General features: G+C 71.9%; 27 protein-coding genes. 10 read left to right on the plus strand and 17 right to left on the minus strand.

What is annotated here, in order from left to right:
- Window positions 1-11: 11 nt before the first annotated feature.
- Window positions 12-353, minus strand: a complete 342-nt coding sequence (locus tag K2F47_RS27385; protein ID WP_242908343.1) for an FAD-dependent monooxygenase — start codon at window positions 351-353, stop codon at window positions 12-14.
- 325 nt (window positions 354-678) lie between these two features.
- Here K2F47_RS27385 and K2F47_RS27390 point away from each other — a divergent pair, with 325 nt between their 5' ends.
- Both K2F47_RS27390 and K2F47_RS27395 read left to right on the plus strand, forming a co-directional pair.
- A complete protein-coding gene (locus tag K2F47_RS27390) occupies window positions 679-1,110 on the plus strand; it encodes a MerR family transcriptional regulator (RefSeq protein WP_242908345.1) in 432 nt (143 codons plus the stop codon).
- A gap of 69 nt (window positions 1,111-1,179) precedes the next feature.
- On the plus strand, window positions 1,180-1,413 hold the full coding sequence (locus K2F47_RS27395) for a hypothetical protein (protein ID WP_242908347.1): 234 nt from the start codon (window positions 1,180-1,182) through the stop codon (window positions 1,411-1,413).
- Between the two features lie 8 nt (window positions 1,414-1,421).
- Here K2F47_RS27395 and K2F47_RS27400 read toward each other — a convergent pair whose 3' ends face one another.
- The 6 genes from K2F47_RS27400 to K2F47_RS27425 form a co-directional block, all read right to left on the minus strand.
- A complete protein-coding gene (locus tag K2F47_RS27400; protein WP_242908348.1) occupies window positions 1,422-1,931 on the minus strand; it encodes a hypothetical protein in 510 nt (169 codons plus the stop codon).
- 139 nt (window positions 1,932-2,070) lie between these two features.
- Entirely contained in the window at window positions 2,071-3,822 is a 1,752-nt protein-coding gene (locus K2F47_RS27405) for an SDR family oxidoreductase (protein WP_242908349.1), read from the minus strand.
- Between the two features lie 102 nt (window positions 3,823-3,924).
- Window positions 3,925-4,461: a GyrI-like domain-containing protein gene (locus K2F47_RS27410; protein WP_242908350.1), complete on the minus strand. Its 537-nt coding sequence runs from the start codon at window positions 4,459-4,461 to the stop codon at window positions 3,925-3,927.
- Entirely contained in the window at window positions 4,461-5,216 is a 756-nt protein-coding gene (locus tag K2F47_RS27415; RefSeq protein ID WP_242908351.1) for a MerR family transcriptional regulator, read from the minus strand. Before K2F47_RS27415 ends, K2F47_RS27410 begins: the two co-directional genes overlap by 1 nt.
- A 38-nt stretch (window positions 5,217-5,254) precedes the next feature.
- Window positions 5,255-6,352, minus strand: a complete 1,098-nt coding sequence (locus K2F47_RS27420; protein ID WP_242908352.1) for a CapA family protein — start codon at window positions 6,350-6,352, stop codon at window positions 5,255-5,257.
- 228 nt (window positions 6,353-6,580) lie between these two features.
- Complete coding sequence (locus K2F47_RS27425) at window positions 6,581-7,666, minus strand: CapA family protein (RefSeq protein WP_242908353.1); 1,086 nt, start codon at window positions 7,664-7,666, stop codon at window positions 6,581-6,583.
- Between the two features lie 221 nt (window positions 7,667-7,887).
- Between K2F47_RS27425 and K2F47_RS27430 the strand changes: the two genes are divergently transcribed.
- The 3 genes from K2F47_RS27430 to K2F47_RS27440 all read left to right on the plus strand — a co-directional run bounded on the left by K2F47_RS27430 (window position 7,888) and on the right by K2F47_RS27440 (window position 10,547).
- Window positions 7,888-9,342 (plus strand): catalase, encoded by a 1,455-nt coding sequence (locus K2F47_RS27430; RefSeq protein WP_242908354.1) that lies wholly within the window; start codon window positions 7,888-7,890, stop codon window positions 9,340-9,342.
- Between the two features lie 311 nt (window positions 9,343-9,653).
- A complete protein-coding gene (locus tag K2F47_RS27435) occupies window positions 9,654-10,070 on the plus strand; it encodes a peptidase inhibitor family I36 protein (RefSeq protein ID WP_242908355.1) in 417 nt (138 codons plus the stop codon).
- 60 nt (window positions 10,071-10,130) lie between these two features.
- Window positions 10,131-10,547, plus strand: coding sequence for a peptidase inhibitor family I36 protein (locus tag K2F47_RS27440; protein ID WP_242908356.1), 417 nt, complete (start codon window positions 10,131-10,133; stop codon window positions 10,545-10,547).
- A 94-nt stretch (window positions 10,548-10,641) separates the two neighbouring features.
- Here K2F47_RS27440 and K2F47_RS27445 read toward each other — a convergent pair whose 3' ends face one another.
- Window positions 10,642-11,679: an SPFH domain-containing protein gene (locus tag K2F47_RS27445; protein ID WP_242908357.1), complete on the minus strand. Its 1,038-nt coding sequence runs from the start codon at window positions 11,677-11,679 to the stop codon at window positions 10,642-10,644.
- Window positions 11,676-12,116 carry an NfeD family protein gene (locus K2F47_RS27450; protein ID WP_242908358.1) on the minus strand — a complete coding sequence of 147 codons (441 nt, stop codon included), beginning with the start codon at window positions 12,114-12,116 and terminating at the stop codon, window positions 11,676-11,678. Before K2F47_RS27450 ends, K2F47_RS27445 begins: the two co-directional genes overlap by 4 nt.
- A 376-nt stretch (window positions 12,117-12,492) precedes the next feature.
- Here K2F47_RS27450 and K2F47_RS27455 point away from each other — a divergent pair, with 376 nt between their 5' ends.
- Complete coding sequence (locus K2F47_RS27455) at window positions 12,493-13,410, plus strand: Rieske (2Fe-2S) protein (protein WP_242908360.1); 918 nt, start codon at window positions 12,493-12,495, stop codon at window positions 13,408-13,410.
- A 7-nt stretch (window positions 13,411-13,417) separates the two neighbouring features.
- On the opposite strand, the gene K2F47_RS27460 is transcribed toward K2F47_RS27455, so the two are convergent.
- The 3 genes from K2F47_RS27460 to K2F47_RS27470 form a co-directional block, all read right to left on the minus strand.
- The gene (locus K2F47_RS27460) at window positions 13,418-13,660 is read right to left on the minus strand and encodes a DUF8836 family protein (protein ID WP_242908362.1); all 243 of its coding nucleotides are present in this window, start codon (window positions 13,658-13,660) and stop codon (window positions 13,418-13,420) included.
- Window positions 13,661-13,759: 99 nt separating this feature from the next.
- Entirely contained in the window at window positions 13,760-14,530 is a 771-nt protein-coding gene (locus tag K2F47_RS27465) for a sulfite exporter TauE/SafE family protein (RefSeq protein ID WP_242908363.1), read from the minus strand.
- Window positions 14,531-14,647: 117 nt separating this feature from the next.
- The gene (locus K2F47_RS27470; RefSeq protein WP_242908364.1) at window positions 14,648-15,436 is read right to left on the minus strand and encodes an ABC transporter ATP-binding protein; all 789 of its coding nucleotides are present in this window, start codon (window positions 15,434-15,436) and stop codon (window positions 14,648-14,650) included.
- A gap of 184 nt (window positions 15,437-15,620) precedes the next feature.
- On the opposite strand from K2F47_RS27470, the gene K2F47_RS27475 reads away from it, so the two are divergent.
- On the plus strand, window positions 15,621-16,376 hold the full coding sequence (locus tag K2F47_RS27475) for an Rv1486c family protein (RefSeq protein WP_242908365.1): 756 nt from the start codon (window positions 15,621-15,623) through the stop codon (window positions 16,374-16,376).
- A gap of 54 nt (window positions 16,377-16,430) precedes the next feature.
- Here the strand turns inward: K2F47_RS27475 and K2F47_RS41530 are convergent, their stop codons facing one another.
- The 5 genes from K2F47_RS41530 to K2F47_RS27500 all read right to left on the minus strand — a co-directional run bounded on the left by K2F47_RS41530 (window position 16,431) and on the right by K2F47_RS27500 (window position 20,766).
- Entirely contained in the window at window positions 16,431-17,141 is a 711-nt protein-coding gene (locus K2F47_RS41530; RefSeq protein WP_242908366.1) for an RDD family protein, read from the minus strand.
- Between the two features lie 88 nt (window positions 17,142-17,229).
- Window positions 17,230-17,670 carry a DUF2752 domain-containing protein gene (locus K2F47_RS27485; RefSeq protein ID WP_242908811.1) on the minus strand — a complete coding sequence of 147 codons (441 nt, stop codon included), beginning with the start codon at window positions 17,668-17,670 and terminating at the stop codon, window positions 17,230-17,232.
- A gap of 451 nt (window positions 17,671-18,121) precedes the next feature.
- Window positions 18,122-18,907 carry a PP2C family protein-serine/threonine phosphatase gene (locus tag K2F47_RS27490; RefSeq protein ID WP_242908367.1) on the minus strand — a complete coding sequence of 262 codons (786 nt, stop codon included), beginning with the start codon at window positions 18,905-18,907 and terminating at the stop codon, window positions 18,122-18,124.
- Window positions 18,908-18,943: 36 nt separating this feature from the next.
- Window positions 18,944-19,618 carry a response regulator gene (locus K2F47_RS27495; protein ID WP_242908368.1) on the minus strand — a complete coding sequence of 225 codons (675 nt, stop codon included), beginning with the start codon at window positions 19,616-19,618 and terminating at the stop codon, window positions 18,944-18,946.
- Window positions 19,615-20,766 (minus strand): GAF domain-containing sensor histidine kinase, encoded by a 1,152-nt coding sequence (locus K2F47_RS27500; RefSeq protein ID WP_242908370.1) that lies wholly within the window; start codon window positions 20,764-20,766, stop codon window positions 19,615-19,617. Before K2F47_RS27500 ends, K2F47_RS27495 begins: the two co-directional genes overlap by 4 nt.
- 239 nt (window positions 20,767-21,005) lie before the next feature.
- Between K2F47_RS27500 and K2F47_RS27505 the strand changes: the two genes are divergently transcribed.
- From K2F47_RS27505 to K2F47_RS27515, 3 genes are read left to right on the plus strand one after another with little or no spacing between them, the layout of a single operon-like run.
- Window positions 21,006-21,674: an SDR family NAD(P)-dependent oxidoreductase gene (locus tag K2F47_RS27505; RefSeq protein ID WP_242908372.1), complete on the plus strand. Its 669-nt coding sequence runs from the start codon at window positions 21,006-21,008 to the stop codon at window positions 21,672-21,674.
- Window positions 21,671-23,026 (plus strand): MFS transporter, encoded by a 1,356-nt coding sequence (locus K2F47_RS27510; protein ID WP_242908374.1) that lies wholly within the window; start codon window positions 21,671-21,673, stop codon window positions 23,024-23,026. Before K2F47_RS27505 ends, K2F47_RS27510 begins: the two co-directional genes overlap by 4 nt.
- Window positions 23,023-24,057: an S-adenosylmethionine:tRNA ribosyltransferase-isomerase gene (locus tag K2F47_RS27515; protein WP_242908376.1), complete on the plus strand. Its 1,035-nt coding sequence runs from the start codon at window positions 23,023-23,025 to the stop codon at window positions 24,055-24,057. Before K2F47_RS27510 ends, K2F47_RS27515 begins: the two co-directional genes overlap by 4 nt.
- Window positions 24,058-24,179 lie beyond the last annotated feature (122 nt).

Raw genomic sequence — 24,179 nt, forward strand, 5'->3', positions numbered from 1 at the left:
GGTGTAGCACATCATCGCGCGCAGGTAGTCGACGGCGATCGTCGCCGATCGTGGCCCGGAGCAGCGCGACGGCCTCGGATTCCGAGGTCGGCGCGGAAGAACGCGGTGTCGAGGTGTGCGATGGCCTCCCGATCGGGGACGGTGATGCCGAGGTGCCCGCGGACGTCGCTGTTCGCCCCATCGGCGCCGACGACGTATTCGGCCCTGATCTGCCATTCCTCGCCCGAGGCGTCGACGGCGTGTGCGCGCACGTGGTCGGGGCCGGGGACGAGATCCACCAGCCGGACGCCGAATCGCGCCTCGCCGCCACGGCGGCGCAGTTCCCGCAGCGCCAGACCCCTGGATCTGGTCATGCGTCAGGATCAGGCGGGAATTCACCGGGCTACAGGTCTCCAGCATCGCGGCGTAACGCGCCGGTGGGCCCGACCGGTGAAGGGTGACGCCCAGGCCGCTGGTCTTGAACACCGTCCGCATCGGGGGGCCGCCCTCGAATCCGAGTTCGTCCAGCGCCGGGCCGAGGCCGATGGAGCGGAACACCTCCAGCGTGCGGAGTGACGTGCTCGCCCGCGGCACCGGCCCACCACTAGCACCGGCGCATCGTCAGTTCGCATCTGCCCACCCCTTTCTGATCGGTGTCCACCCTGCGCGCTCAAGTTCACTTGAGTGCAAGATGGGACCATGGAGAAGGACCGTTACTCGATCAGTGAGGTCTCGCGCTGTTTCGGCGTGCCGATTTCGACCCTGCGGTACTACGACGACCTGGGCCTGCTCCCGTCCCCCGGACGCAAGGGGAATGTCCGCCACTACGGCCACGCGGAACTGCGGCGGCTCGCGCTCATCCAGCGGCTGCACCATCGCGGGCTGGTCAGCCTGGCCGACACCGCCGCGCTGATCTCCGAGCGTCCGGCGGCGGACGAGCCGTCGGGCCGCGCCGTGCTGACCGCCTCGATCGAGACGATCAGGGCCCGGATCGAGGATCTGCGGACCGCGCAGGAGCTGCTGGAACACCTGCTGACCTGCCCCCGAACCGACCCGGTGCGCGACTGCGCCGAGCTGCGCGTCGAGCTCGACAAGGCCGTCGAGGAGGGCCTCGGCGAGCTCGACGAGTGAACCACCGGACGCGGCGCATCGACCTTGGTCGCTATCGGGGGCGGGACGGCCGACCCTACGTTGGCCCGCATGAACAGTCCGAAGTCCTATGACGGGTTGTCGGCGGTGGTCTTCCTCGTCGGGCTGCACGAGGGCGTGATGCCGTTCGTCGCGAAACTGTGGGACGGCAAGCCGAAACTGTCGCTTCCGACGCGGCTGCCGAGCCCCGCGTGGTGGCTGGTGTCGGCGTCGGTCATCGTCGTCGGATTTCTGCTGCTGTGGTGGATCGACTCGGCGAAGAAGCGCCGTTTCCCCGACACCTGATGGCCGGATCACATCCCCGGCGGCCTCGGAGCCCGGACTTTGAGCGTGTGGTCGGCGGCGTCCCACAGAAAACGAACCGTATGGACGGGATCGACGCCGAACGTTCCGCCCGCCATGAAGACGAGGTTGCAGTAATGGCAGTAGTCGAGCAGCGGCCATAACCGCCGGACGGTCTGGTACACCCATCCGGCCGTCCGCCATTGCCTGCGCACCTCCCCCGAGGACGCCAGCAGGACGAGCCCGACGATGAGCACGAGCAGCCCGAGCGTCGACATCGCCGCCCCGACCTGGGCCGCCGCCGCGTCCCGCCGGTTCTCGGGGTCGGACGTGGAGCCGAGGCCCGCGATGAACAGGATGAGCCCGACGACGATGCAGGCCCGGTACGCCTTGATCTGGCCCGGCATGGGCGGAGGGGCGGGCAGGCACAGGAGGCCGGACAGCGGTCGCATCCCGCGTCCCACGATCGCGTGGGCCCGCTCGACCCGGTCGGCCGACCGGCAACGCGGACAGATGTCCATCTCGGCCCCATTCCTGCCGGTGCCCGGCGTCGGGATGCGGGACGAGCAGCCTCACATGGACGGCTCGGGACCCGTCCCGCCCGCATGCGAGAAGGCCGGGTGCGCCCTTTTCACCCGGCCTTCTCGCCCGTGACGTTCGCTAGCGGGGTTGGAGTCCGGCGCGGAGGCGGTCGCCGGCGCGACGTCCCCTGCGGGCCAGGGCGCGCGTCGCCGACGGGGACACGCGTGCCAGCACACCGGCCGCACGCGCCTCGACGCCGACGGGCACGACCGGCGCGTCCCGCCGGACGGCGCGCAGGATCGCGTTAGCGACCTTCTCCGGGGGGTGGCCCCGGCGCTCGAACGTCCCGGCCACGCGGTCGCGGAGCGCGGCGACGGCCGCCGGGGGCAGGCTGACGAAGTCCGTCCGGCCGACCATGCCGGTGTCGATCACGCCGGGGCAGATCGTGGTCACGCCGATGCCGTGCCGTTCCAGGTCGGCGCGCAGGCACGCGCCGAGGTGCAGGACGGCGGCCTTTGTCGCGCCATAGGCGGGCATGTCCGCACTCGGCCCGAACGCCGCCATCGACGCCACGTTGACCAGGTGGCCGCCCTCGCCGCGCTCGACCATCTGCCGCCCGAACAGGCGGCAGCCTCGGTAGACGCCGTCCAGGTTGATGGATCGGACGCGGGCCCAGTCGTCCTCGGACGTCTCCAGCAGCGAGCCCGCCATCGCGATACCCGCGTTGTTCACGACCACGTCGGGGACGCCGTAGGCGTCGCGGACGTATGCGGCGAAAGCCTCCATGTCCGAAGCGTTCGCCACGTCCACCCGGTGCGGGTGGGCCTGCTCGCCGATCTCGGACGCCGTGCGGCGCGCGGCGGCCTCGTCGATGTCGGCGACGATGACGCGGGCGCCCTCGGCGGCGAACGCGCGGGCGGTCGCGCGGCCGATGCCGTTGCCCGCGCCGGTGACGACGACGAGCTCGCCGCCGAAGTCGCGGTCCGGTTCCCCGGCGGCGCGGGCGGCGGCGAGCGCCGGGGTCTCCGGGGCGCCCCCGATGTGCTCGGCGAACTCGGCGACCCAGCGGGCGACCAGGTCGGGGTGGCTGCGCGCCACCCAGTGCCCGGCGGGCGCGCGCCGCACGTAGAGGCGGGCGACCGGGCCGCGCGCCGACAGCAGCAGCGGCTGCGAGCCGTACCGGTCCTTGATCGGGACGATCAGCTGGACGGGCACGTCCGTGCTCCCGTCCCCCTCCGCCTTGGCGTCGCGGCCCAGGTTCGCGCGGTACAGGCCGAGGCCGTTGACCGCGTCCTGCGGAAGCGTGTCGGCCGGGTGGCCGGGACGCGGATCGGCGCCCTCGCGCATCCGCATCCCGCGCGCGAACGCCGCCGCGAGCCCGCGCGCCATCAGCTCGCCGACGCGCGGCGCCCGCAGCACCGGCATGTAGACGCTGCGCCGCGCCTGCTCGATGACGTCCGCGACGCCGCGCGGCCCCGACCGGAGCGACCGCCGCACCCACTGCGCCATGTGCCGCCGATCGGGCCCCGAGATCGAGGTGTAGGACGCGATACGGCCGCGCAACCGGTCGCCGATCACGGCCTCCCAGCCGAGCACCGAGCCCCAGTCGTGGCCGACCAGGTGCACGGGCTCGTCCGCGCCGACCCCGTCCAGGACGGCGCCGAGGTCGCCGACGAGCGCGTCCAGCCCGTAGTCGAGCGGGTCCCGGGGCGCGGTCGAGGCGCCCGCGCCGCGCAGGTCGTAGGTGACCACGCGAAACCGGCCCGTCAGCCGGTCCGCGACCTCGTCCCATACCGCGCCGGTATCGGGATACCCGTGGACGAGGACCACCGTCGGCCGGTCGCCCCCGCCCCGCTCGCGCACCGCCAGCTCGATCTCTCCCGACTTCACCCGGAACTCCCGCACAGCCCTCTCCCACTCCAGAAGGTGCCGCCCAGGAGAAACCTACGCCTGTCCGGTCCAATGCGTGTTATCCGCACGGAACAATCGATGTCACCGGACGGGCTGCCGCAGGATCACGCGGATCTTCTCCGGGTCCTCCTCGCGCGGATCGGTCAGGTAGACCTCGTGGTGCAGCCCGTTCGGGACGAGACCCTCGTCTTTCATCAGCTTGTCCATGCGGGCGAGGCTCGCGGGCTCGTCCGAGTACGGTCCGCTATGCAGGATCTGCACGCAGCGCCCATCCGTGAACGTCACCTGCTGGACGCGCGCCGCGGACGGCACTCCAGGTCGCACCGCCTCCCGCGCCCGCTCCACCGCCCCCGGCGCGACGTCCCCGGTGAGGCGCAGGAACAGGTGCCACCGCCATTCCTCGCGCGGGACGTCGAACGGCGACCGCTCGTCCTCCACCCACCAGCGCCCCTCCAGCGGAACCATCGGTGCGTCGAGCGCGCCCATCACCGCGTACAGGGCCGCGACGCTCGCGGAGTAGGCGGCGCCGCCCGGCTCGCCCTGGCCGGAGACGGCCAGGCCCGAGGCCGGACCGAACTCCGCGATCTCCGGCGCTTCGGCCGCTTCGTACACGTTCATCACGCATCCTCCAGTCGGATCAACACCCGGGTTCGCAGGCGCTCGGGCTCGGTGGTCGCGGGATCGTCCAGATAGACCTCCCGCACCGGACCGCCGGGCGCGTGCCCGTGGTCGCCGATCCACGCCAGCACCCCGTAGACCGTGAGCTGGATCTCCTCGTAGGGGCCGACGTGCGTCGCACCGGCGAACAGGCCGCCGGGCAGCAGGTCGCCGCCGTCCGCCGCCTCCATCGCCACGCGGACGTCGAACTCGTCGGCCAGGTCCAGGGGGAACAGCCCGACCAGCGCCCCTTCCAGCGTCCCGCCGGCCAGAAGCCGCGCCACGCACGCCGAGGTCGCCCTCGCGATCGTGGTCGGCGTCGCCGCCTCGACCGCGAACCGCACCCGCCGCGCGGGCTCCCGGACCGTCGCCACCCGCGCCTCCGGCAGCCCCTCGGCCAGCACGCGGTCGAGGAGCGCCAGCGCGCGACGGCGCTGGACCAGGTCGTCCTCCATCCGGTCGCGTGCCTCGCGCAGGGCGTCCGCCGCGTCCCCGGACAGGACGCGCGCCACGGCCGGTAGCGGCACGTCGAGCGTCCGGAGCAGCCCGATCGACAGCGCGTCACGCGCCTGGTCGGCGCGGTAGTAGCGGTAACCGGACGCGGGGTCGATCCAGGCCGGTGCGAGTAGCCCGAGGTCGTCGTAGTTGCGCAGCTGCTTGACGCTCAGCCTGCACAGCCGCGCGAACCGTCCGATGGGCAGGAGATCTTCGCTCACACCCACAGCCTTGCCCCTCCCCTAAGGGGAGAGTCCAATCAGGGGCGCGCTTGCAGGCCGGTGCATCCGCGCAGGCCGTTCCAGCGCTTGGCCTCGGCCGTCGCGGCGGCGCCCTTCAGCGGGATCGGGAGGCCGCCGGAGATGCGGGCGGGCTTCCACTTGTCGGCCGTGATCTTGCCGTTCTGGACGCGCAGCAGCAGCACGCCCGAGTTGGCCGTCTGCCCCGACGCGGACGAGAACACGAAGTTGCCCATGCCGTAGTGGACGTACTTGCCGTTCAGGTAACCGCCGCCCAGCGGGACGTGCGCGTGGCCGCCGACGACGATGTCCGCGCCCGCCGCGACGAGCTCGCGGGCGAGTTCCTGCTGGCGCGGCAGCGGGCACGCCTTCAGCTCCTGCCCCCAGTGCAGGTGGACGATCACGACGTCGGACCCCTTGCGGGCCTCCTTCACCGCCTGCACCATCCGGGGCACGTTCTTCGCGGACGCGAGGCCGCCCTTGGCATCGGTCGCCGTCCACGCCTCGACCAGGTTGTCGTCCAGCACCTGCGTCGCGCCGACGATCGCGATCCGGTTGCCCTTCACCGTCGTCCGGTACGGCCGGTACGCCTCGTCCGCGTTCCTGCCGATGCCGACGACCGGGAACCCGGTGCGCCTGATCGCGGCGAGCGTGTCGCGGAGGCCGCCCTCCATGTAGTCCATGCCGTGGTTGTTGGCCATGGACGTCACGTCCACCCCCGCGCCCTTGAGCGCCGCGAACGCCGACGGCGGGGCGCGGAAGGTGAACTCCTTGCCGGGCGCGGGCGACCCGCCGGTGGTGATCGCCGTCTCCAGGTTGACCATCGCGAGGTCCGCGCTGCGCAGCTGCGCCGCGACCGGGCCGAGCGCCGTCCTCGGGCTGGCGAGACGCGAGCGGAGCTGCCCCTCGAAGTGGGTGTCGCCGCCGAACGCGATGATGATCGGCTTCTTGGCGGGCGCCGCCTCCGGGCTCACCGACTTCTCCGCCGGACGGGACGCGGCGCGCGGCGTCGCCCCCTGCGCCTCCTTGTCCCCGGACCCGCCGGAGCCGCCGCACGCGGCCGCGACCAGCACCGTCACCCCGGCGACGGCGGTGACCGCGAGCGTGTTCCCCCGCATCGGACCTCCCTGTTCGACTCGGGCCCAGCATGACAGAAACCGCCCGTAGCACCCAGAGGCGCCCGCATGTAACAACCGTCCGATGATTCACATGAAACCCACGCTTAGCGGGAGGACGCCCGCGCCCGCCCACCAGCGGGAATGATCATGGCAATGCCTTGACGAGACACGGCCCGCCACATCAGGGACTCGCCTTGACATCGGTACAGCGGGCGGCACCCGGGGGCGTCAGGGGGCGGCTTTGACGTCGGCGCAGCGGCGCAGGCCCTCCCACTGCGCGCGGGCCTCCTGCGCGGCGGCGCCCGACAGCGGCTGCGGGACGCCGCCGGAGATCTCGGCCGGGGCCCAGTCGGCCCGCGTGACCCGCCTCTCCTTCGCGGACGGGTCGAACGTCAACGTCAGCACGCCGCTCTGCGCCGTCCGCCCGGAGGAGTTGTAGAAGACGAAGTTGCCGAGCCCGTAGTGGACGTACTTGCCCTTCAGGTAACCGCCCGCGAGCAGGACGTGCGCGTGGCTGCCGACGATCGCGTCCGCCCCGGCGTCGGCGAGCTGTGAGGCGAGCTGCCGCTGGACGGGTGTCGCGCACGAGTTCAGCTCCTGCCCCCAGTGCAGGTCGACGATCACCACGTCGGCGTCCTCGCGCGCCTCCTTCACGGCCTGGACGAGGCGCGGCGCGTCCTTCGCGGACGCGAGGCCCGGCTTGGCGTCCGTCGCCGTCCACGCCTGGACGAGGTTGTCGTCCAGCACCTGGGTCGCGCCGATCACCGCGACCTTCGCGCCGTTGACCGTGGTCCGGTAGGGACGGAACGCCTCGGCGGCGGTGCGTCCGATGCCGACGACCGGGAACCCGGCCTGCTTTCCAGCGGCGAGGGAGTCCTGAAGGCCTGTGTCGCCGTAGTCCATGCCGTGGTTGTTGGCCATCGTCGCCACGTCCACCCCGGCGGACCGGAGCGCGCGGAACGCCGACGGCGGCGCCCGGAACGTGAACTGCTTCGGCGCCGGGGTGCCGCCCCCGGTGACCGCCGTCTCCAGATTGACCATGGCGAGGTCGGCGCGCTTCAGGTTGCCCGCGACCGGGCCGAGCGCGGTGTCGGGGGACGCGTCGAGCCGGGCCCGCAGCTCGCCCTCGAAGTGCACGTCACCGCCGAAAGCGACGGTGAACGGTTTGCCCGCGGGCCGCTTGCCCTCCCCCGATCCGGCGGCGTCGGCGAGCGCGCCGCACCCGGCCGTGGCCAGCGTTACCGCCGTTACCAGCGCCAGCAGTGGCGACCCCGGCAGGGCGAACGCCCGTCTCGTCCCACGTCCGGTCCCCATGTCCGCCTCCCGCGTGTTTGTGCCTGCTTGGACTCGGGTGATCAAGCGAAGGTTCGCGCTCGGTCCCGCGACCAGGGCCGGAGGAGATCAAACCGGCAGAGTTCCAAAACTTGAGTCACTCAAGTTAAGCGGATAGGTTGGGTTCACCCCGAACAAACCATCCAGACGACCCGAACGGCTCAGACGCCCCACAGCGCCGACGGAGCGAGGAGAACCGCGCCATGTCCGACAGGCCCACCACCACGAACGACTCCGGAAACCCCGCGCCGAGCGACGAGCACTCGCAGTCCGTGGGGCCGAACGGCCCGCTGCTGATGCAGGACCACTACCTCATCCAGAAGATGGCGCACTTCAACCGCGAGCGCGTGCCCGAGCGGGTCGTCCACGCCAAGGGCGGCGGCGCGTACGGGGTCCTGGAGATCACCGAGGACGTCAGCCAGTTCACCAAGGCCAAGCTGTTCCAGAAGGGCGCGCGGACCGAGTCGATCGTGCGCTTCAGCACGGTCGCGGGCGAACTCGGCAGCGCCGACACCGCGCGCGACCCGCGCGGCTTCGCGATCAAGTTCTACACCGAGGACGGCAACTACGACCTCGTCGGCAACAACACGCCGGTCTTCTTCATCCGCGACCCGCAGAAGTTCTCCGACTTCATCCACTCGCAGAAGCGCCGCGCCGACAACCACCTGCACGACCACAACATGCAGTGGGACTTCTGGACGCTCTCGCCCGAGACCGCGCACCAGGTGTCGCTGCTGATGACCGACCGGGGCACCCCGTACTCCTGGCGCCACATGAACGGGCACGGCTCGCACACGTTCCTCTGGTACAACGCGGCAGGGGAGAAGTTCTGGGTCAAGTACCACTTCAAGACCGAGCAGGGGATCAAGAACTACACCGCCGACGAGGCCGCCGCGCTCCAGGCCGTCGACCCCGACATTCACATCCGCGACCTGTTCGAGGCGATCCGGCGCGGCGACCACCCGTCCTGGACGGTGCAGGTGCAGGTCATGCCGTTCGAGGACGCGGCGGGCTACCGGTTCAACCCGTTCGACCTCACCAAGGTCTGGCCGCACGCCGACTACCCGCCGATCACGATCGGCCGGTGGACGCTCACCCGGAATCCCGAGAACTACTTCGCCGAGATCGAGCAGGCGGCGTTCGAGCCGTCGAACTTCGTCCCCGGGATCGGCGCGTCCCCGGACAAGATGCTCCAGGGACGGCTGTTCTCCTACCCCGACGCCCACCGGTACCGCGTCGGGCCGAACTACCTCCAGCTGCCGGTCAACCGTCCGAAGAGCCCCGTCCACTCCTACAGCAAGGACGGCGCGATGGCCTACACCAACTCCGCCGACCCGGTCTACGCGCCGAACAGCGCGGGCGGGCCGGTCGCCGACCCGGCGCTCTGGGACGGCGAGGGCTACGAGGTGGCGGGCGAGATCATCCGGAGCGCCTACACGCTCCACGCCGAGGACGACGACTACGGCCAGCCCCGCACGCTGTGGGAGAAGGTGCTGTCGGACACCGACCGCGCCCACATGGTCTCCAACATCGTGGGCCACGCCTCGGCCCCCGAGGTGTCCGCCGACATGAGGAAGCGCGTCGTCCAGTACTGGCGCAACGTGCACAAGGACCTCGGCGACCGCGTCGCCACGGGCCTCGGAATCAACGGCTCCTGACCTTCTGCGCAGAAGGGGCGGCCTCATTCGGGCCGCCCCTTTTTGCTGCCCGGACGCACACAATAACCGGTACCCCGTAGCAGCGGCCTGTCAACCCGGGGATCGCGAACGAAATACCGAGCACCGCAATACAGCCGACCGAGCAATCATAAAGTCGCTGGTGAGACGTTTAAGCGATCGTTGACGTTCCCTAACAAGCATCCTTACGATCTGAGTCATCAAAGCAGTGGAAAGTGTCTGACTTTCCACGCGGGCGAAACCCTGAGTTTCGCTTTCCGGACACGATGACCGACCGGAAGAAGGTGGCGAGAATGAAGGCCAGAAGGATGCTGCTGGGCGGCGCGATCGCGGCGGCGTGCACGGCGGGGACGATGGTCTCCACGGGCATCGCGCAGGCGAGCGCGCCGCCCGCCCCGTCCACCGGCGGCAAGACGGGCACGGTCCGCATCGCCAACCCCAACGACTGCCCCAATGGCTATGTCTGCGTGTGGGGCGACATCAACTACGAAGGCCGCTTCCTCTTCGCTCCCGGCCCGGAGCGCCAGAACGTCGGCGACTTCATGAACGACCTGACGAGCTCGGTCTGGAACCGCACCGGCTCGCAGGTCTGCTTCTACCAGCACGCCGACTGGCGCGGCGGAACCCTGCTGATCGTCGGTGCCGGCGACTGGCGCGCCAACGTCGGACGGGACGCCAACGACGCGATCTCGTCCTGGCGCGCCTGCTGACATTCGACGGCACCAAACAATTCACAAAATCCACGGGGGATCAGCGGAAAGGCAACGGCAATGAACATCAAGAGGACGATGACCATCGGCGCGCTCGCCGGCGCCTGCGCGGCGGCGACCATGACCACCACGGGCATCGCGCAGGCGAGCGCGCCGCCCGCCCCGGCCGGCAGCGGGAAGACGGGCACGGTCCGCGTCGCCAATCCCAACGACTGCCCCAACAACTACGTCTGCGTGTGGGGCGACATCAACTACGAGGGCCGTTTCCTCTTCGTCCCCGGAACCAGCCGCGCCAATGTCGGCGACTTCATGAACGACCTGACCAGCTCCCTCTGGAACCGCACCGGCTCCCGGGTCTGCTTCTACCAGGACTCGGACTACCGAGGCAGCCTTCTGGCAATCGTGGACGGCGGCGGCTACCGTGCCAATGTCGGCGCCACGGCCAACGACAGGATCTCGTCGTGGCGGGCCTGCTAGGTCGCTGATCGGCGGTCCACGACATTCGCGCCCTCCGGGGGCACAGGGAACTCGGGTCCCTGTGCCCCCTCAGGCGTCCGCGCCCCTCAGGCGGCTACCGGGCCTTCCTGCTCGCGACGTCGTGGGGCTCGCCGGGCGCCACCTCGTAGGGCGCCACGTCGTCGCTGGACGACAGCTCCCGCGACTCCGCCTGCGCCGGAACGTCGGGGGCGGGACGCGCGGCGCGGGTGATCGACGACGCGACCTCGTCCAGCGACCCCTCGAACGCCTTCGAGATCGCCTGGAGCGCCGTGGTGACCTCGCTGGGGATGACCCAGAACGTGCTGCCCTGGCCCTCGGCGAGCTTCGGCAGCGTCTGGAGGTACTGGTAGGCGAGCAGCTTCGGGTCCGGGTCGGCGGCGTGGACGGCCTCGAAGACCTGCTCGATCGCCGCCGACTGCCCCTCCGCCTCCAGGATCGCCGCGCGCTTGCCGCCCTCCGCCTTCAGGATCGCCGACTGCTTGTCGCCCTCGGCGGTGAGGATCTTGGCCTGGCGGGCGCCCTCGGCGGTCAGGATCGCGGCGCGCTTCTCCCGCTCGGCGCGCATCTGCTTCTCCATCGCGTCCTTGATCGAGGTCGGCGGCTCGATCGCCTTGATCTCGACCCGGGTCACGCGGATGCCCCATTTGCCGGACGCGTCGTCCAGCACGCCGCGCAGCGCCGTGTTGATCCGGTCGCGGGAGGTCAGGGTGGCCTCCAGGTCCAGCGTCCCGATCACGTTGCGCAGCGTCGTCGCGGTGAGCTGCTCGATCGCCTTGATGTAGTTCACGATCTCGTAGTCCGCCGCGCGCGGGTCGGTGACCTGGAAGAACAGGACGGTGTCGATGTGCACGACGACGTTGTCCTCGGTGATCACCGGCTGCGCCTTGAACGAGACCACCTGCTCGCGCAGGTCGATCAGGGACTTCACGCGGTCGACGAACGGGACGACGAAGCTGATCCCCGGTTCGAGCGTGCGGTGGTAGCGGCCGAGCCGCTCCACGTTGCGGGCCCGCGCCTGCGGGATGATCCACACCGCCCGCAGCACGGCGGTGGCCAGCACGACCACCCCGGCCACCAGGACGACGAGCACGGCTATCGCGATGTCGGTCATGACGGCTCCCCGAGCGGATACAGCAGGGCCGTGGCCCCTTCGATGGCGAGGACGTCGGCGGGCGTGCCCGCGGGAATCACGAGGTCGGGGTCGTAGGGGCGGGCCGTCCACTCCTCGCCGCCGATCCTGGCCCGGCCGCCCGCGCGGCTGACCTCGGTGAGCGTGAGCGCCTCCCGTCCGACCAGCGCGGCGGTGCCGCTGCGCAGCGCGGGCGGCTGCCTGATGTGCCGCCGCGCGATCGGCCGCACCACGACCAGGCCCGCGACGGCCCCGGCCGCGAACACCGCGGCCTGCGCGCCGACCGGCAGGCCCAGCGCGCCCACCAGCCCGGCGGCCAGCGCGGCGGCGGCGAGCAGCCCGAGCGCCAGGGTCAGCGTCAGCAGTTCGGCGATCCCGAGCAGCGCCGCCAGCAGCAGCCAGGCGATCCACGCCTCCATAGCGGCTCCCTGAGGCGGCCGAAGTCCTCACTTTCACGGTAACCCCGGAACGAACGAGGCGACAGCCCCCGGCGACCGCCAGGGATTTCGACCGGTTTAGGCCTTCTACCTGTAGGTAAGCTCCCCAGCACGGCCGCCGGAGAACGCGGAGGCTAGGGTGTGTCGTGAAATGGCCTGAGCGTCACGCGAGCGCGTCGACCGCCCTGTGGGGCGACGCCGGCGGCGAGCCGCACGGGGAAGATCGCGAAGCGGGACCGCACCCGCACGGGGCACGGTCGCGACCCGAGCCGTCGGGCGCGGGCCGGGCCTCCGGCGCGGGCCGGGCTCGATGACACCGCCGTGACTTCGTGAATACTGCACGCACCCGAGGAGGGACATGAACCGACGGGCGAGCAACATCTTCCGGAGGCCGGGGCCGCAGGCGTCGCAGCGGCTGGTGGACGCGGCCGAGGGCCTGGAGCACGCGCGGGGGCTCGACCACACGATCCGGCTGCTCTCCTCGGCCGTCCGGCGGACGCTGCGTCCCGGACCGGTCAAGGACACGCTGCACGGCGTCCCGTTCGGGCATCCCGCCCACCCCCCGCTGACGGACGTGCCGATGGGCTGCTGGGTCTCGGCCGCCGTCCTCGACCTGCTGCCGGGCACCGGCCGCGCCGCGAAGGCCCTCGTCGCCACGGGCCTGGCGGCCGCGGTCCCGACCACGCTCGCCGGGCTCTCCGACTGGGCGGACCTGCACCGCGAGCAGCAGCGCGTCGGGCTCGTCCACGCCTGCGGGATGCTCACGGCGAGCACGCTGTACTCGGCGTCGCTCGTGGCACGCTCCCGGGGCCAGGAGGGCACCGGACGCGCGTTCGGGTTCGCGGGGCTGGCCGCGCTGCTGGCGGGCGGCTACCTCGGCGGGCACCTGGCGTTCCGGCTGGCCGCGGGCGCCAACCACGCCGACCAGGTCGCGCACCTGGTCTCGCTCGGCTGGCACGACCTGTGCCCCGCCGACGACCTCCCCGACGGCTGGCCCGTGCACCGGCGCCTCGGCTACATCAGCCTGTTCGTCCTGCGGACCGGCGACGAGATCCACGTCCTCGCCGACCGGTGCAGCCACCTCGCGGGCCCGCTGCACCAGGGGCGCATCGTCACCGACGACGACGCCGTCCTCTGCGTCGTCTGCCCCTGGCACGGCAGCACGTTCCGCGTCGTGGACGGCTCGGTCGTGCACGGCCCCGCGACCGCCCGGCAGCCGTCCTTCGAGACCCGCGTCACCGAGGAGGGCCTCGTCCAGGTGCGCCCCCTCGGCTGAATGGGCGTCACTCCGCCTCGTCGGGGTCGGCGGCGTCGGCGCTCGGGTACTCGACCAGGGCCAGGACGCGGCTCGCCATGAACCGCGCCGTGCGGACGGCGTTGCCCGTGCGGGTGACCTCGCTGACCTCCACGACGCCGCGCCTGGTCGCGACCTCCACCCGGCGTCCCGCCCGGCTGGCGAGGACCTCGTAGGTCCGGGTGCCCTCGCCGCCGGCGTCGATCATGATCTCGACCCTGTCGCCCTTCATCGGCGCATCCTCCAGTAGTCGAACGTATATTCGACTTATACCCGCCGACGGTCTCCGGCAACCCTTCCCAGCCCGCACAGGACGGCGCGAAACCGCAGGTCAGAGCAGCAGATTGGCGATCGCGACCAGGCCCACCGCGACGATGACACCGCGCAGGACGAGCGGCGGGATCCGGCGCCCGACCCGGGCGCCGACCAGGCCGCCGACGATGGACCCGGCGGCGATCAGCAGCACCGCGAGCCAGTCGATCCGGGTGTCGGAGAAGATCCACATGCCGATGAACACGATCGCGGCCGAGCCGTTCACCACGGCCGACAGCACGTTCTTGGCCGCGTTGACGCGCTGGAGGTCGTCGTCCAGCGCGATACCGAGCAGCGCGATCAGCACGATGCCCTGCGCGGCGCCGAAATAGCCGCCGTACACGCCCGCGAGCAGGACGCCCAGCCACAGCCAGGGCCCGCCGTGGGCGCGGCCCTCGTCCTCACGGCGGCTCAACGTCCAGGCCTGGAGCTTGGGCTGCACCACCACCAGCACCAGCGCGACCACGATCAGCGCCGGGACGATCACCTGGAACGCGCCCGCCGGCAGCCCGAGCAGCAGCACCGCGCCGATCAGCGCCCCGACCAGCGAAGCGCTCCCGAGCCGGACCAGCCGCGCCCGCTGCCCCTTCAACTCCTCGCGGTAGCCGTAGGCGCCGGTCACGCTGCCCATGACGAGCCCGATGTTGTTCGAGACGTTCGCGACCACCGGCACGTAACCGAGCGCCAGCATGGTCGGGAACGTGATCAGGGACCCCGATCCGACGATCGTGTTGATGCCGCCGGCGGCGACCCCGGCCGCGAACACCGCGAGCGCGTCGAGCACGTTCAAGGGCGTCCCATCCAAGCGCTAGCGGTTTCTCAACTGCGCTCACGATGGTAGAGACCGCGCGCCACGCGATGTGAACAGGGGGTCACTCCCACCCGCTCACGGCCGGCCGGCGCGGGGTCAGCGGGCGGCGCGGGCGTACCAGCGGCCGTTCTGGCGGTCGATGGTCAGCGGCAGCCCGAAGCACGATGTGAGGTGCTCCGCGGTGAACACCTCGTCGACCTTGCCCTGCGCGACGACCTCGCCCTTGCGCAGCAGCAGCGCGTGCGTGAACCCGTCCGGGACCTCCTCGACGTGATGGGTGACCATCACCATCGTGGGCGCGGCCGGGTCGTCGGCGAGCCGGGCGAGGCGGGCGACGAGGTCCTCGCGGCCGCCGAGGTCGAGCCCGGCGGCGGGCTCGTCCAGCAGCAGCAGCTCGGGGTCGGGCATCAGCGCGCGGGCGATCTGTACCCGTTTGCGCTCGCCTTCCGACAACGTGCTGAACGTGCGTTGGACGAGGTCGGTGCAGCCGAGGGCGTCCAGCAGCGCGAGCGCGCGGGTCAGGTCGGTGGACTCGTACTCCTCCTGCCAGCGGCCGAGGATCGCGTACGAGGCGGTCAGCACCAGGTCGATGACCTTCTCCGACGTCGGCACCCGCTCGGCCACCGCCGAGCTCGCCAGCCCGATCCGGGGGCGCAGCTCGAAGACGTCCGTCTTGCCGATCTCCTCCTCAAGGATCTCGACCGACCCCCGCGTCGGATGCAGCATCGCCGCCGCGATCTGGAGCAGGGTCGTCTTGCCCGCGCCGTTCGGGCCGACGATCACCCAGCGCTCGTTCTCGTTCACCGTCCACGTGACATCGCGCAGGAGGTCGGCGCCGCCGCGCGTCACCCCGACTCCGTGGAGCTCCAGTACCTCGCCGGTCATCGCGCGCACTCGACCTCGATCCCGCAATCCAGGTGGCCTGTTCTCAGGAAAGAACCTATGTGATTGGCGACGCGCGTGGCCCGCCGGGCTCCCCGGACGGGAGACCATGAGCACGTGTGCGGTGGCGCCCGCGATGGGAACGCTTATCGTGGATCGCATGCCCACTGGGGATTTTCGGGGATGGATGAGCAAGGACGTCGCGACCGCGCTGGTCGCGTGGGGAAACGCGTGGCTGACGGGGCACGTCGGGCTGGACGAGGCCGTCGACGCGGTCGAGAAGTCGGCGGGCCCGCAGATCCTCGGCGGCGCGCCCGCCGAGGTCACGCTCCGGCGGGGACTCGGCGACCTGCGGGTCGGGGGCATGAGCGCGTTCCGGCTGGCGCTGCCCGCGCCGGGCGACCCGCTCGGGCTGACCGGGCCGCCCGACCTCAACAGCGCGGCGATCGACGCGGGCTCGGCCGTCGTCGTCCGGCTCGGCGAGCGGGCGATGGGGCTCGTCCCGTCCGAGGACCGGCGCGGTTCGTCCTACGTCGGCGTCCGCTGGACGACCTGGGGCGCGGCGCCGGGGCTGCCCGACGTCCCGTCCCTCGCCGACGCCGACCGGCAGCTCACGCTCGCCATGCGCGACGCGACCGAGGCGCTGCTCACGGTGGACGGCGTGTCCGGCGTCCCGCCGGAGATCACCGACGCGCTCGCCGACCTGCGCGACCCGCACCGCGGCGACCACCCGCTCGCGCCCGGCTACCCGCCCCGCGCACACCGGCTCGCCGCGCTCGCGGGACGGCTCTCCCTCGTCGTCGACCTTGCCCGGCGGCTGGACGACCATGGCCTCACCGCGGACCAGATGTTGCGCCGAGGTGAGGCGCTGCGGCTGCTCGACCGGGCCGTCCGGCGGGCGCAGGTCGCCGCGTGCAACAGCGCCTTCGACCCGGTTCCCTAGCAAGACGAAAGCGGGGCGCCCCCGATGGGGACGCCCCGCTCGTACCGCCGTCGGTCAGGCGCGCACGACGATGGTGTTCACGATCTTGTCGGCGAACGTCTGCTTGCGGTCGTCCCACAGCGGCCAGAAGAAGCCGAGGTAGCACAGGAACTGGTCGGCGATGTGCGCGAGCTTGCGCACGAACGCCATGCCGAAGCCGATCGGCTGCCCGGTCTGCGCGCTGACGAGGCGGATGCCCATCTGCCGCTTTCCGATCGACTGCCCGGTCGTGCCCTCCTGGTAGCAGATCCAGAGGCCGCCGGCGAACGAGATAAGACCGCCGACCATGAGGAGCAGCAGGCCGACGACCGCCGCGCCGCCGCCGCTGGAGGCGAGGAGGAAGAAGAGGAAGTACAGCACGGTCATCGGAGCACCGAAGATCAGGGCGTCGATGATGTAGCCGCCCGCGCGCGAGCCCCACTCGGCGAGCTGGCCGGTCGAGCCGTAGTGGTGGTGGTGCACCTCCTGGTAGGACTGCCCGGGAGGCGCCGCCGGAGGCTGGCCGTACCCGGGCTGGGCCGCGGGCGGGTACCCGGGCTGCGCCGCGGGCTGGCCGTAACCGGGCTGCGCCGGAGGCGGGCCGTACCCCGGCTGGGCGGGAGGCTGACCGTAGCCCGGCTGCGCCGGGGGCTGACCGTAACCGGGCTGGGCGGGGGGCTGGCCGTACCCGGGCTGCTGTTGCCCGTAGCCCGGCTGCTGACCGTAGGGGTCGTAGGGGTTACCCACACTTGCTCCTTATTGATTGACCCTGTGGATATGTGACGCCCGCCGGACCCGGAGGGCTCCGCAAGTCTGACCGACGACGGACATCGGCTCAAACTCGAAGAACACCGAGCCGGACGAGCTGCCACAACTCCGACCCCACGAGGGCGGAGCCGAGCAACCAGGCACGGGTCCTTGGCTGGAGTGCCCACCACCGTCCACCCGGTCCCAGCGGCGCTAGGGCCACGCCGACCGCGGCGGTGAGCGCCACCGGGTTCGCGAGCACGGCTTCGGCCGGACGGCCCGCCCCGAACTCGATGAACACGGTGGTACCGCCGCAGACGGGACAGGGAATGCCGGTGAGCGCCCGGAGGGGGCACAGCACGCCGGGGTCGTTGACACGGTGGATCCATGACGCGCCGACGGCCGCGATGGCCATCGCCGTGACGCGCAGAAGGACCCCCACGGGGCCGTGCCGCGCCGCGGTGAGGGTCCGGCTGACGATCCCTCCGAGCGCACCTTCCGGTACGCCCGTGGCCGCCGCCCCGGGCACTCCCCCCAAGGATTCCTCCGCCTCGATGACATTCGTCCGAGTGACCCATATACCGGGTTCACCCCGAGGTGGGTCAAGTCTCCGCGACCATCCGCGATGGGACCGTTACCAAGAGCGTGCGGACACCACCTCATGGCAAGAGTAGGACAAAGCGCCAGCTACATGGGCACCTTTCCTGCCCCATGTACGAGCAAAACGTTCAGATCAACCCGCCCCGCCCCTCCAGGACGAGCGCGAGAAGCAGAGCAGACGACGCCGCGCTGTGGAAGGTGCGCAACTCGCGAGGCGAGAACGGCGCGGAGCGGAAGGCTCACAAGTACGCGAAGCGAGGACGGCGCGGTCATACAGAGGACGGCGCAGAGCGGTTGCCCGGTGTGCGGCGCGGGGCGTGTGCAGGTGGGGACGGCGCGCGGCGGGGGCGGGGCCGGGACGCGCGCCGGTTCGGGAAGCGTCAGGCGTTCGCGGCGGCGCCTACCACGCGGGGCGCTTCGGGCTCGCCGATGTGGTCGGACTCGACGACGTCCGCGACGACGGCGGTGATGTTGTCGGGGCCGCCGTTCTCGCGGGCCAGTTCGATGAGCCGGTCCACGGCGCGCTGCGGGTCGGCCTCCGCCGAGAGGATCTCGTAGATCCGCTGGGCGTCGACCGGGCCGCTGAGGCCGTCCGAGCACAGCAGGTAGCGGTCGCCGAGGCGGCCCTCGCGCAGCCGGAGGTCGGGTTCGCGGTCCTCGCGCCCGTCCAGCACCCGGTACAGCACGTGGGACAGCCGGGACGTCTCGGCCGGGTCGGCGCTCTGGCCCGCCTGCTCGGCCTCGGCCTTGAGCAGCTCGTCCATCGTGTGGTCCTGGGTCATCTGGAACAGCTCGCCGTCGCGCAGCAGGTAGCCGCGCGAGTCGCCGATGTGCGCGAGCGCGACGGACTCGCCCGACCACAGCATGGCGGTGAGCGTGGTGCCCATCCGGCTGAGGTCGGGGCGCTCCTCGCGGACGATGCGCAACTTCTCGTTGGCCTCGGCGACGGCGCGTCCCATGATCTCGACAAGGTCGTCACTGTGGGCGGCGGTGTCCAGCGAGCGCAGGGAACCGATGACGGTCGAGCTCGCGACCTCGCCGCCGGCATAGCCGCCCATGCCGTCCGCGACCGCGATCAACCGTGCACCGGCGTAGCCCGAGTCCTCATTGTTCTCTCGGTTGCACCCGATGTCGCTGCCTGCTGCGTACCTGATTGCTACGTTCATACCAATTTCGATGACGATCCTGTCAGAGGAGTTTTGTCAGTCACGGGCGGCCTCCCCGGCGGCTCCGACACCGTGCCGGACGGCGTACAGCGCCGCCTGCGTCCGATCCTGTACTCCCAGTTTCATGAGCAGATTACTCACGTGCGTCTTGACCGTCTTCTCGGAGACGACGAGCGCGCGGGCGATCTCCCGGTTGGACCTGCCGCGCGCGATGTGCACGAGCACCTCCCGTTCCCGTTCGGTCAGCGCGGCCAGGCCGCGGTTCTCCTCGGACGCCGCATCCGCCCGCAGCATCGCCTCGGCCGCGTCGGGCGCGAACAGGACGTGCCCGTCGTGGACGGCTCGGATGGCCTGCACGAGCGCCTGCGGGTCCACGTCCTTGTACAGGTACCCGGCGGCTCCCGCCTGTACTGCCGGCAGCACGTGTCCGCGTTCCGTGACGCTGGTCAGGATCAGGACGCGCGCGGCCACCCCACGAGCCCGCAGCTCCGTCAGCGCGGTCAGGCCGTCGACGCCCGGCATCTTGAGGTCCATCAGCACGATATCGGGCTTCAGCGATTCGGCCAGTGTCACGGCCGCCGTGCCGTCGTCGGCCTCGCCCACGACCTCGATGTCGTCCTGGATGCCGAGGAAGGTGCGCAGGCCCTGCCGGACGACGGGGTGGTCGTCGGCGATCAGCACCTTGATCGGCGTGCCGGGACGCGCGGTCACAGCGGCACCTCCAGCCGGACGGTCGTGCCGCGGCCGGGCGCGGCGTCGATGGTGAGCGTCCCGCCGATCGAGCAGGCCCGGTCGCGCATGGACGCGAGGCCGAGGCCGCCCTCGCCGCCGCCGTTCGGCCGGCCGGACTCCGACGTCTCGAACCCGGACCCGTCGTCGGCCACCTCCAGCACGACGTGCTCGTCGCGCGCCGCGAGACGGACGTCGACCGTGCGCGCGTCGGCGTGTCGCAGCGCGTTGTAGAGAGCCTCCTGCGCGATGCGGTACGCGACGGTCTCGTGCTCCTCCGGCAGGACGTCGGCGCCCTCGGCGGCGAACCGCACCGACGTCTCGTGCGCCCGGTCGAGCACCTCGACGTGCTTGCGCAGCGAGGCGACCAGCCCGTCGGCGAGGTCGGCGGGGCGCAGCTCGAAGATGACGGCGCGCAGCTCGGCGAGGGCCTCGGCCGCGAGCCGCTCCACCTGCTCCAGCTCCTGGACGGTGCGCACCGGATCGCGTTCGGCGAGGGCCGACGCCGTCCGCGCCGTCAACCGCAGCGAGAACAGCTTCTGCGCGACCGCGTCGTGCAGTTCGCGGGCGAGCCGGTTGCGTTCGGCGACGACGGTCAGCTCGCGGTTGTGCTCGTAGAGGCGGGCGTTGATGATCGCGATCGCGGCGTGCGCGGCGAACAGCGACAGCAGCTCCTCGTCGTCCTCGGTGAAGCCGCCCGGGGTGCGCTTGTTGGCGAGGAAGACGATGCCGAGCACGTCCTCGCCGTCGCGGATGGGCACGCCGAGGAAGTCCTTCAGGACGGGGTGCGCGTGGGGCCAGCCCTCGAACTCCGGCTCGCGGCGGATGTCCTTGAGCCGCTTGGGCGTGTCGCCGTGCAGCATCGCGTCGAGCATGCCGTGCTGGCGGGGCAGCGGGCCGATCCGGTCCCACTCCTCCTGCGAGACGCCCTCGACGACGAACTCGGCGAACGACCCCTCGTCGTCGGGCACGCCGAGCGCCGCGTACCGGGCGTCCAGCAGCTGCGCCGCCGCCCGGACGATCACCTGGAGCACCTCGTGCACCGACAGGTGGCGGGTGACCGCGAGCACGGCGGAGCTGACGGCGTGCAGGGTCGCCCCCTCGCCCCCGGCGCCTGCGTCGGTGCCCATCGCGGCCTCTCGTGTCCCGTGGTGGACGCCCGCCCGACGCCCACATGTGGAAACCGTACTCTCTGGCCAGGTCATCCCGAATCAGCCCGGGGACTTAGGTTCCGGCCGCCCGCGTACTCCCGGGGTCGGGGAGGGGTCCTCCGGAAAGGCGGGGACGCGGGTCCTACGACCATTTGCGGACCCGTCCCGGCCCCGGTGGCCGATGCCGTGAGCTGCACCGGTTCCTTAGCGTCGCCGGTATGAAGACCGCATTGATCACCGGAGCCTCGCGCGGGCTCGGCAGGGCACTCGCCCACGAGCTCGCGCGGGACGGCTGGCACCTCGTCATCGACGCGCGCGACGCCGCCGCCCTGCACGCCGCCGCGCGCGACATCGGATCGGTGACCGCCGTCGCGGGGGACGTCACGGACGCCGCGCACCGCGCCGCGCTCGCCGCGGCCGTGTCCGGCGGCCTCGACCTGCTGGTCAACAACGCCAGCACGCTCGGGACGACGCCGCTGCCCCGGCTCGCCGACCAGCCCGTCCAGGACCTGGCGGACACGTTCGCGACCAACGTGCTCGCGCCGCTCGCGCTGCTCCAGGCCGTCCTGCCGAGCCTGCGGGCGCGCGGCGGCGCCGTCCTCAACATCAGCTCGGACGCGGCGGTCGAGGGCTACGAGACGTGGGGCGGCTACGGGTCGAGCAAGGCGGCGCTGGAGCAGATCTCGCGGGTGCTGGCGGCGGAGGAGCCGGCGCTCGCGGTGTGGTGGGCGGACCCGGGCGAGATGGCCACCGACATGCTGCGCGCCGCGGGTGAGGACGCCGACGCCGCGCCCCCGCCCGCCGCGGCCGCCGCCGCGCTGCACCGGTTGATCAGCGAACGCCGTCCGAGCGGCCGGTACCGGGCCGACGAACTCGCCGTGCGATGACCACCGTCCTGGACGCCCCGCCTCCCGCGCGCGGAGTGCTCGGCGGCGGGAACCGTGCCCTGACCATCGGGATCGTCCTGCTGGTCACGCTGCTCGCGTTCGAGGCGATGGCGGTGAGCACGACCATGCCCGCCGTCGCGCGCGGCCTCGACGGCCTGTCGCTGTACGCGTGGGGGTTCAGCGCCACGTTGATCACCAGTCTGCTGTCCACGGTCGTGGCGGGCGGCTGGGTGGACCGGTCGGGCCCGGCGCGCCCGTTCCTGGTCGGGATCGCCGCGTTCGTCGCCGGGCTGGCGATCGCGGGCAGCGCGCCGTCCATGTGGGTGTTCGTCGCCGGACGCGCCGTCCAGGGCCTCGGCACCGGCATCCCCATGGTCGCGCTGTACGTGCTGATCGCCCGCGCCTACCCCGAGCACCTGCGCTCGCGGGTCTTCGCGGCGCTGTCGGCCGCCTGGGTGCTGCCGTCGCTGGTCGGCCCGGCCGTCGGCGGCGCGGTCGCCGACCACGTGGGCTGGCGCTGGGTGTTCCTCGGCCTGATCCCGCTGGTGATCCCGCCGACGCTGATGCTCGTCCCTGTCCTGCGCGGGCTGCCCTCGACTTCTGAGGAGTCGACCGCACCGCTCCGGCCCCGGCTGGTGGCGGCGGTCGCGATCACGGCGGGCGCCGCGATCCTCCTCTACGGCCTGGACGGCGCGGGCTGGACGATCGTCCCGATCGCCCTCGTGGGCGTCGCGGGGCTCGGCTTCGGACTGCCCCGCCTGCTGCCTCCGGGCACGCTCCGTATGCGACCTGGTCTGCCAAGCGTGATTCTCGCCCGCGGCCTCCTGGCCGGGGCGTTCTTCGGCACCGACGTGTACATCCCCCTGACCCTCACCTCGCTCCACGACTTCACGCCGACCATGGCGGGCGTCGTCCTCACCGTGGGCGGCCTGGGCTGGTCCGCCGCGTCGCAGATCCAGGGCAGGTCGGAACGCCCCCGCGAGTTCTTCGTCCTGCTCGGCGCCGTGCTCGTCGCCACCGGCATCGTCAGCGTCACGGTCGCGCTCCAGTTCTCCGGCTGGGCCGCCGTGCCCGCCTGGATGATCGGCGGCGCCGGGATGGGCTTCGCGAACGGCAGCCTCAGCGTCCTGACGCTCGACCGCTCCGCCGAGCGCGAGCAGGGCCACAACTCCTCCGCGCTCCAGATCAGCGACACCCTCGGCGCGTCCCTCGTGGTCGGCGCCGCGGGCGCGCTGGTCACCGGCTTCGGCGAGGACCGGCTCGGCACCGGCCTCGCCGTCGCCGGGACGCTGTTCGCCGTGATCGCCGTCCTCGGCGTCATCGCCGCTCTCCGGCTGGAGGCCGTGAAATGACCGACACCTTCGACTTCGTCCTCCCCGCCGCGCTGGAGGCCCGCGAGCCGCCCGAGGCCCGCGGCCGCGGCCGCGACGGCGTCCGCCTGCTGGTCGGACGCCGCGCCACCGGCGAGGTCTCCCACCACGGGTTCGGCGACCTGCCGTCCCTCCTCGACCCGGGCGACCTGCTGGTCGTCAACACCTCGGCGACACTGCCCGCCGCCGTCCGGCTCGACCGGATCAGCGTGCACTTCTCCACGCCGCTCCCGGGCGGCGGCGACGAGGACCGGCTCTGGCTCGTCGAACTGCGCCGCCGCACCGGCAAGACCAGCCTCCCCTACGGCGGCGGCTGCCCCGGCGAGTGGATCCCCATGCCCGGCGGCGCCACCCTCACCCTCGTCCGGCGGCGGACCGCCCGCCTCTGGGAGGCGCGGCTGAGCACCGACGTCGTCCCCTACCTGCGCTGCCACGGGACGCCGATCCGCTACGGCTACGTCCGCCGCGACTGGCCCACGGCCACCTACCAGACCGCGTTCGCCCATGACAGGACGACCGGCAGCGCAGAAATGCCGTCCGCCGCCCGCCCGTTCACCCCCGAACTCGTGACGCGCCTGGTCTCGCGGGGCGTCCTCATAGCCCCGATCACGCTTCACACGGGCGTGGCGTCCCCCGAAGCGGGGGAGCCGCCCTACGCGGAACGCTACGAGGTCCCCGCTCCGACCGCCGCGCTGGTGAACCACGTCCATGCCCAATCGGGTCGCGTAATCGCCGTCGGAACCACAGCCGTTCGCGCGCTGGAAACGGCCGTCGCGCCCAATGGCCGCGTTACCCCGTCCTCAGGTTGGACGGAACACGTGATCACTCCCGAAAAGGGCGTCCGCGCCGTGGACGGCCTTCTGACCGGCCTGCACGAACCCCGCTCGTCCCACCTGATGATGCTCACCGCCATAGCGGGCCGGGACCTGCTGACGACCACCTACCAGGCCGCCCTGGAAAAGAATTACCTCTGGCACGAATTCGGCGACACCAACTTGCTGCTGCCCCACTAGTACCCAAAGGCCACAAGGGCGGGCGGGGGCTGGCCGGAGGCGGCCACGATGCAACGCCAGCCGATTAATGCAGGTCAGCCGCCCATTACCGGCCCCTCCGCCGACAATGGCAGCCCATTCGC

This window comes from Actinomadura terrae, assembly GCF_022751215.1.
Taxonomy (GTDB): domain Bacteria; phylum Actinomycetota; class Actinomycetes; order Streptosporangiales; family Streptosporangiaceae; genus Spirillospora; species Spirillospora terrae.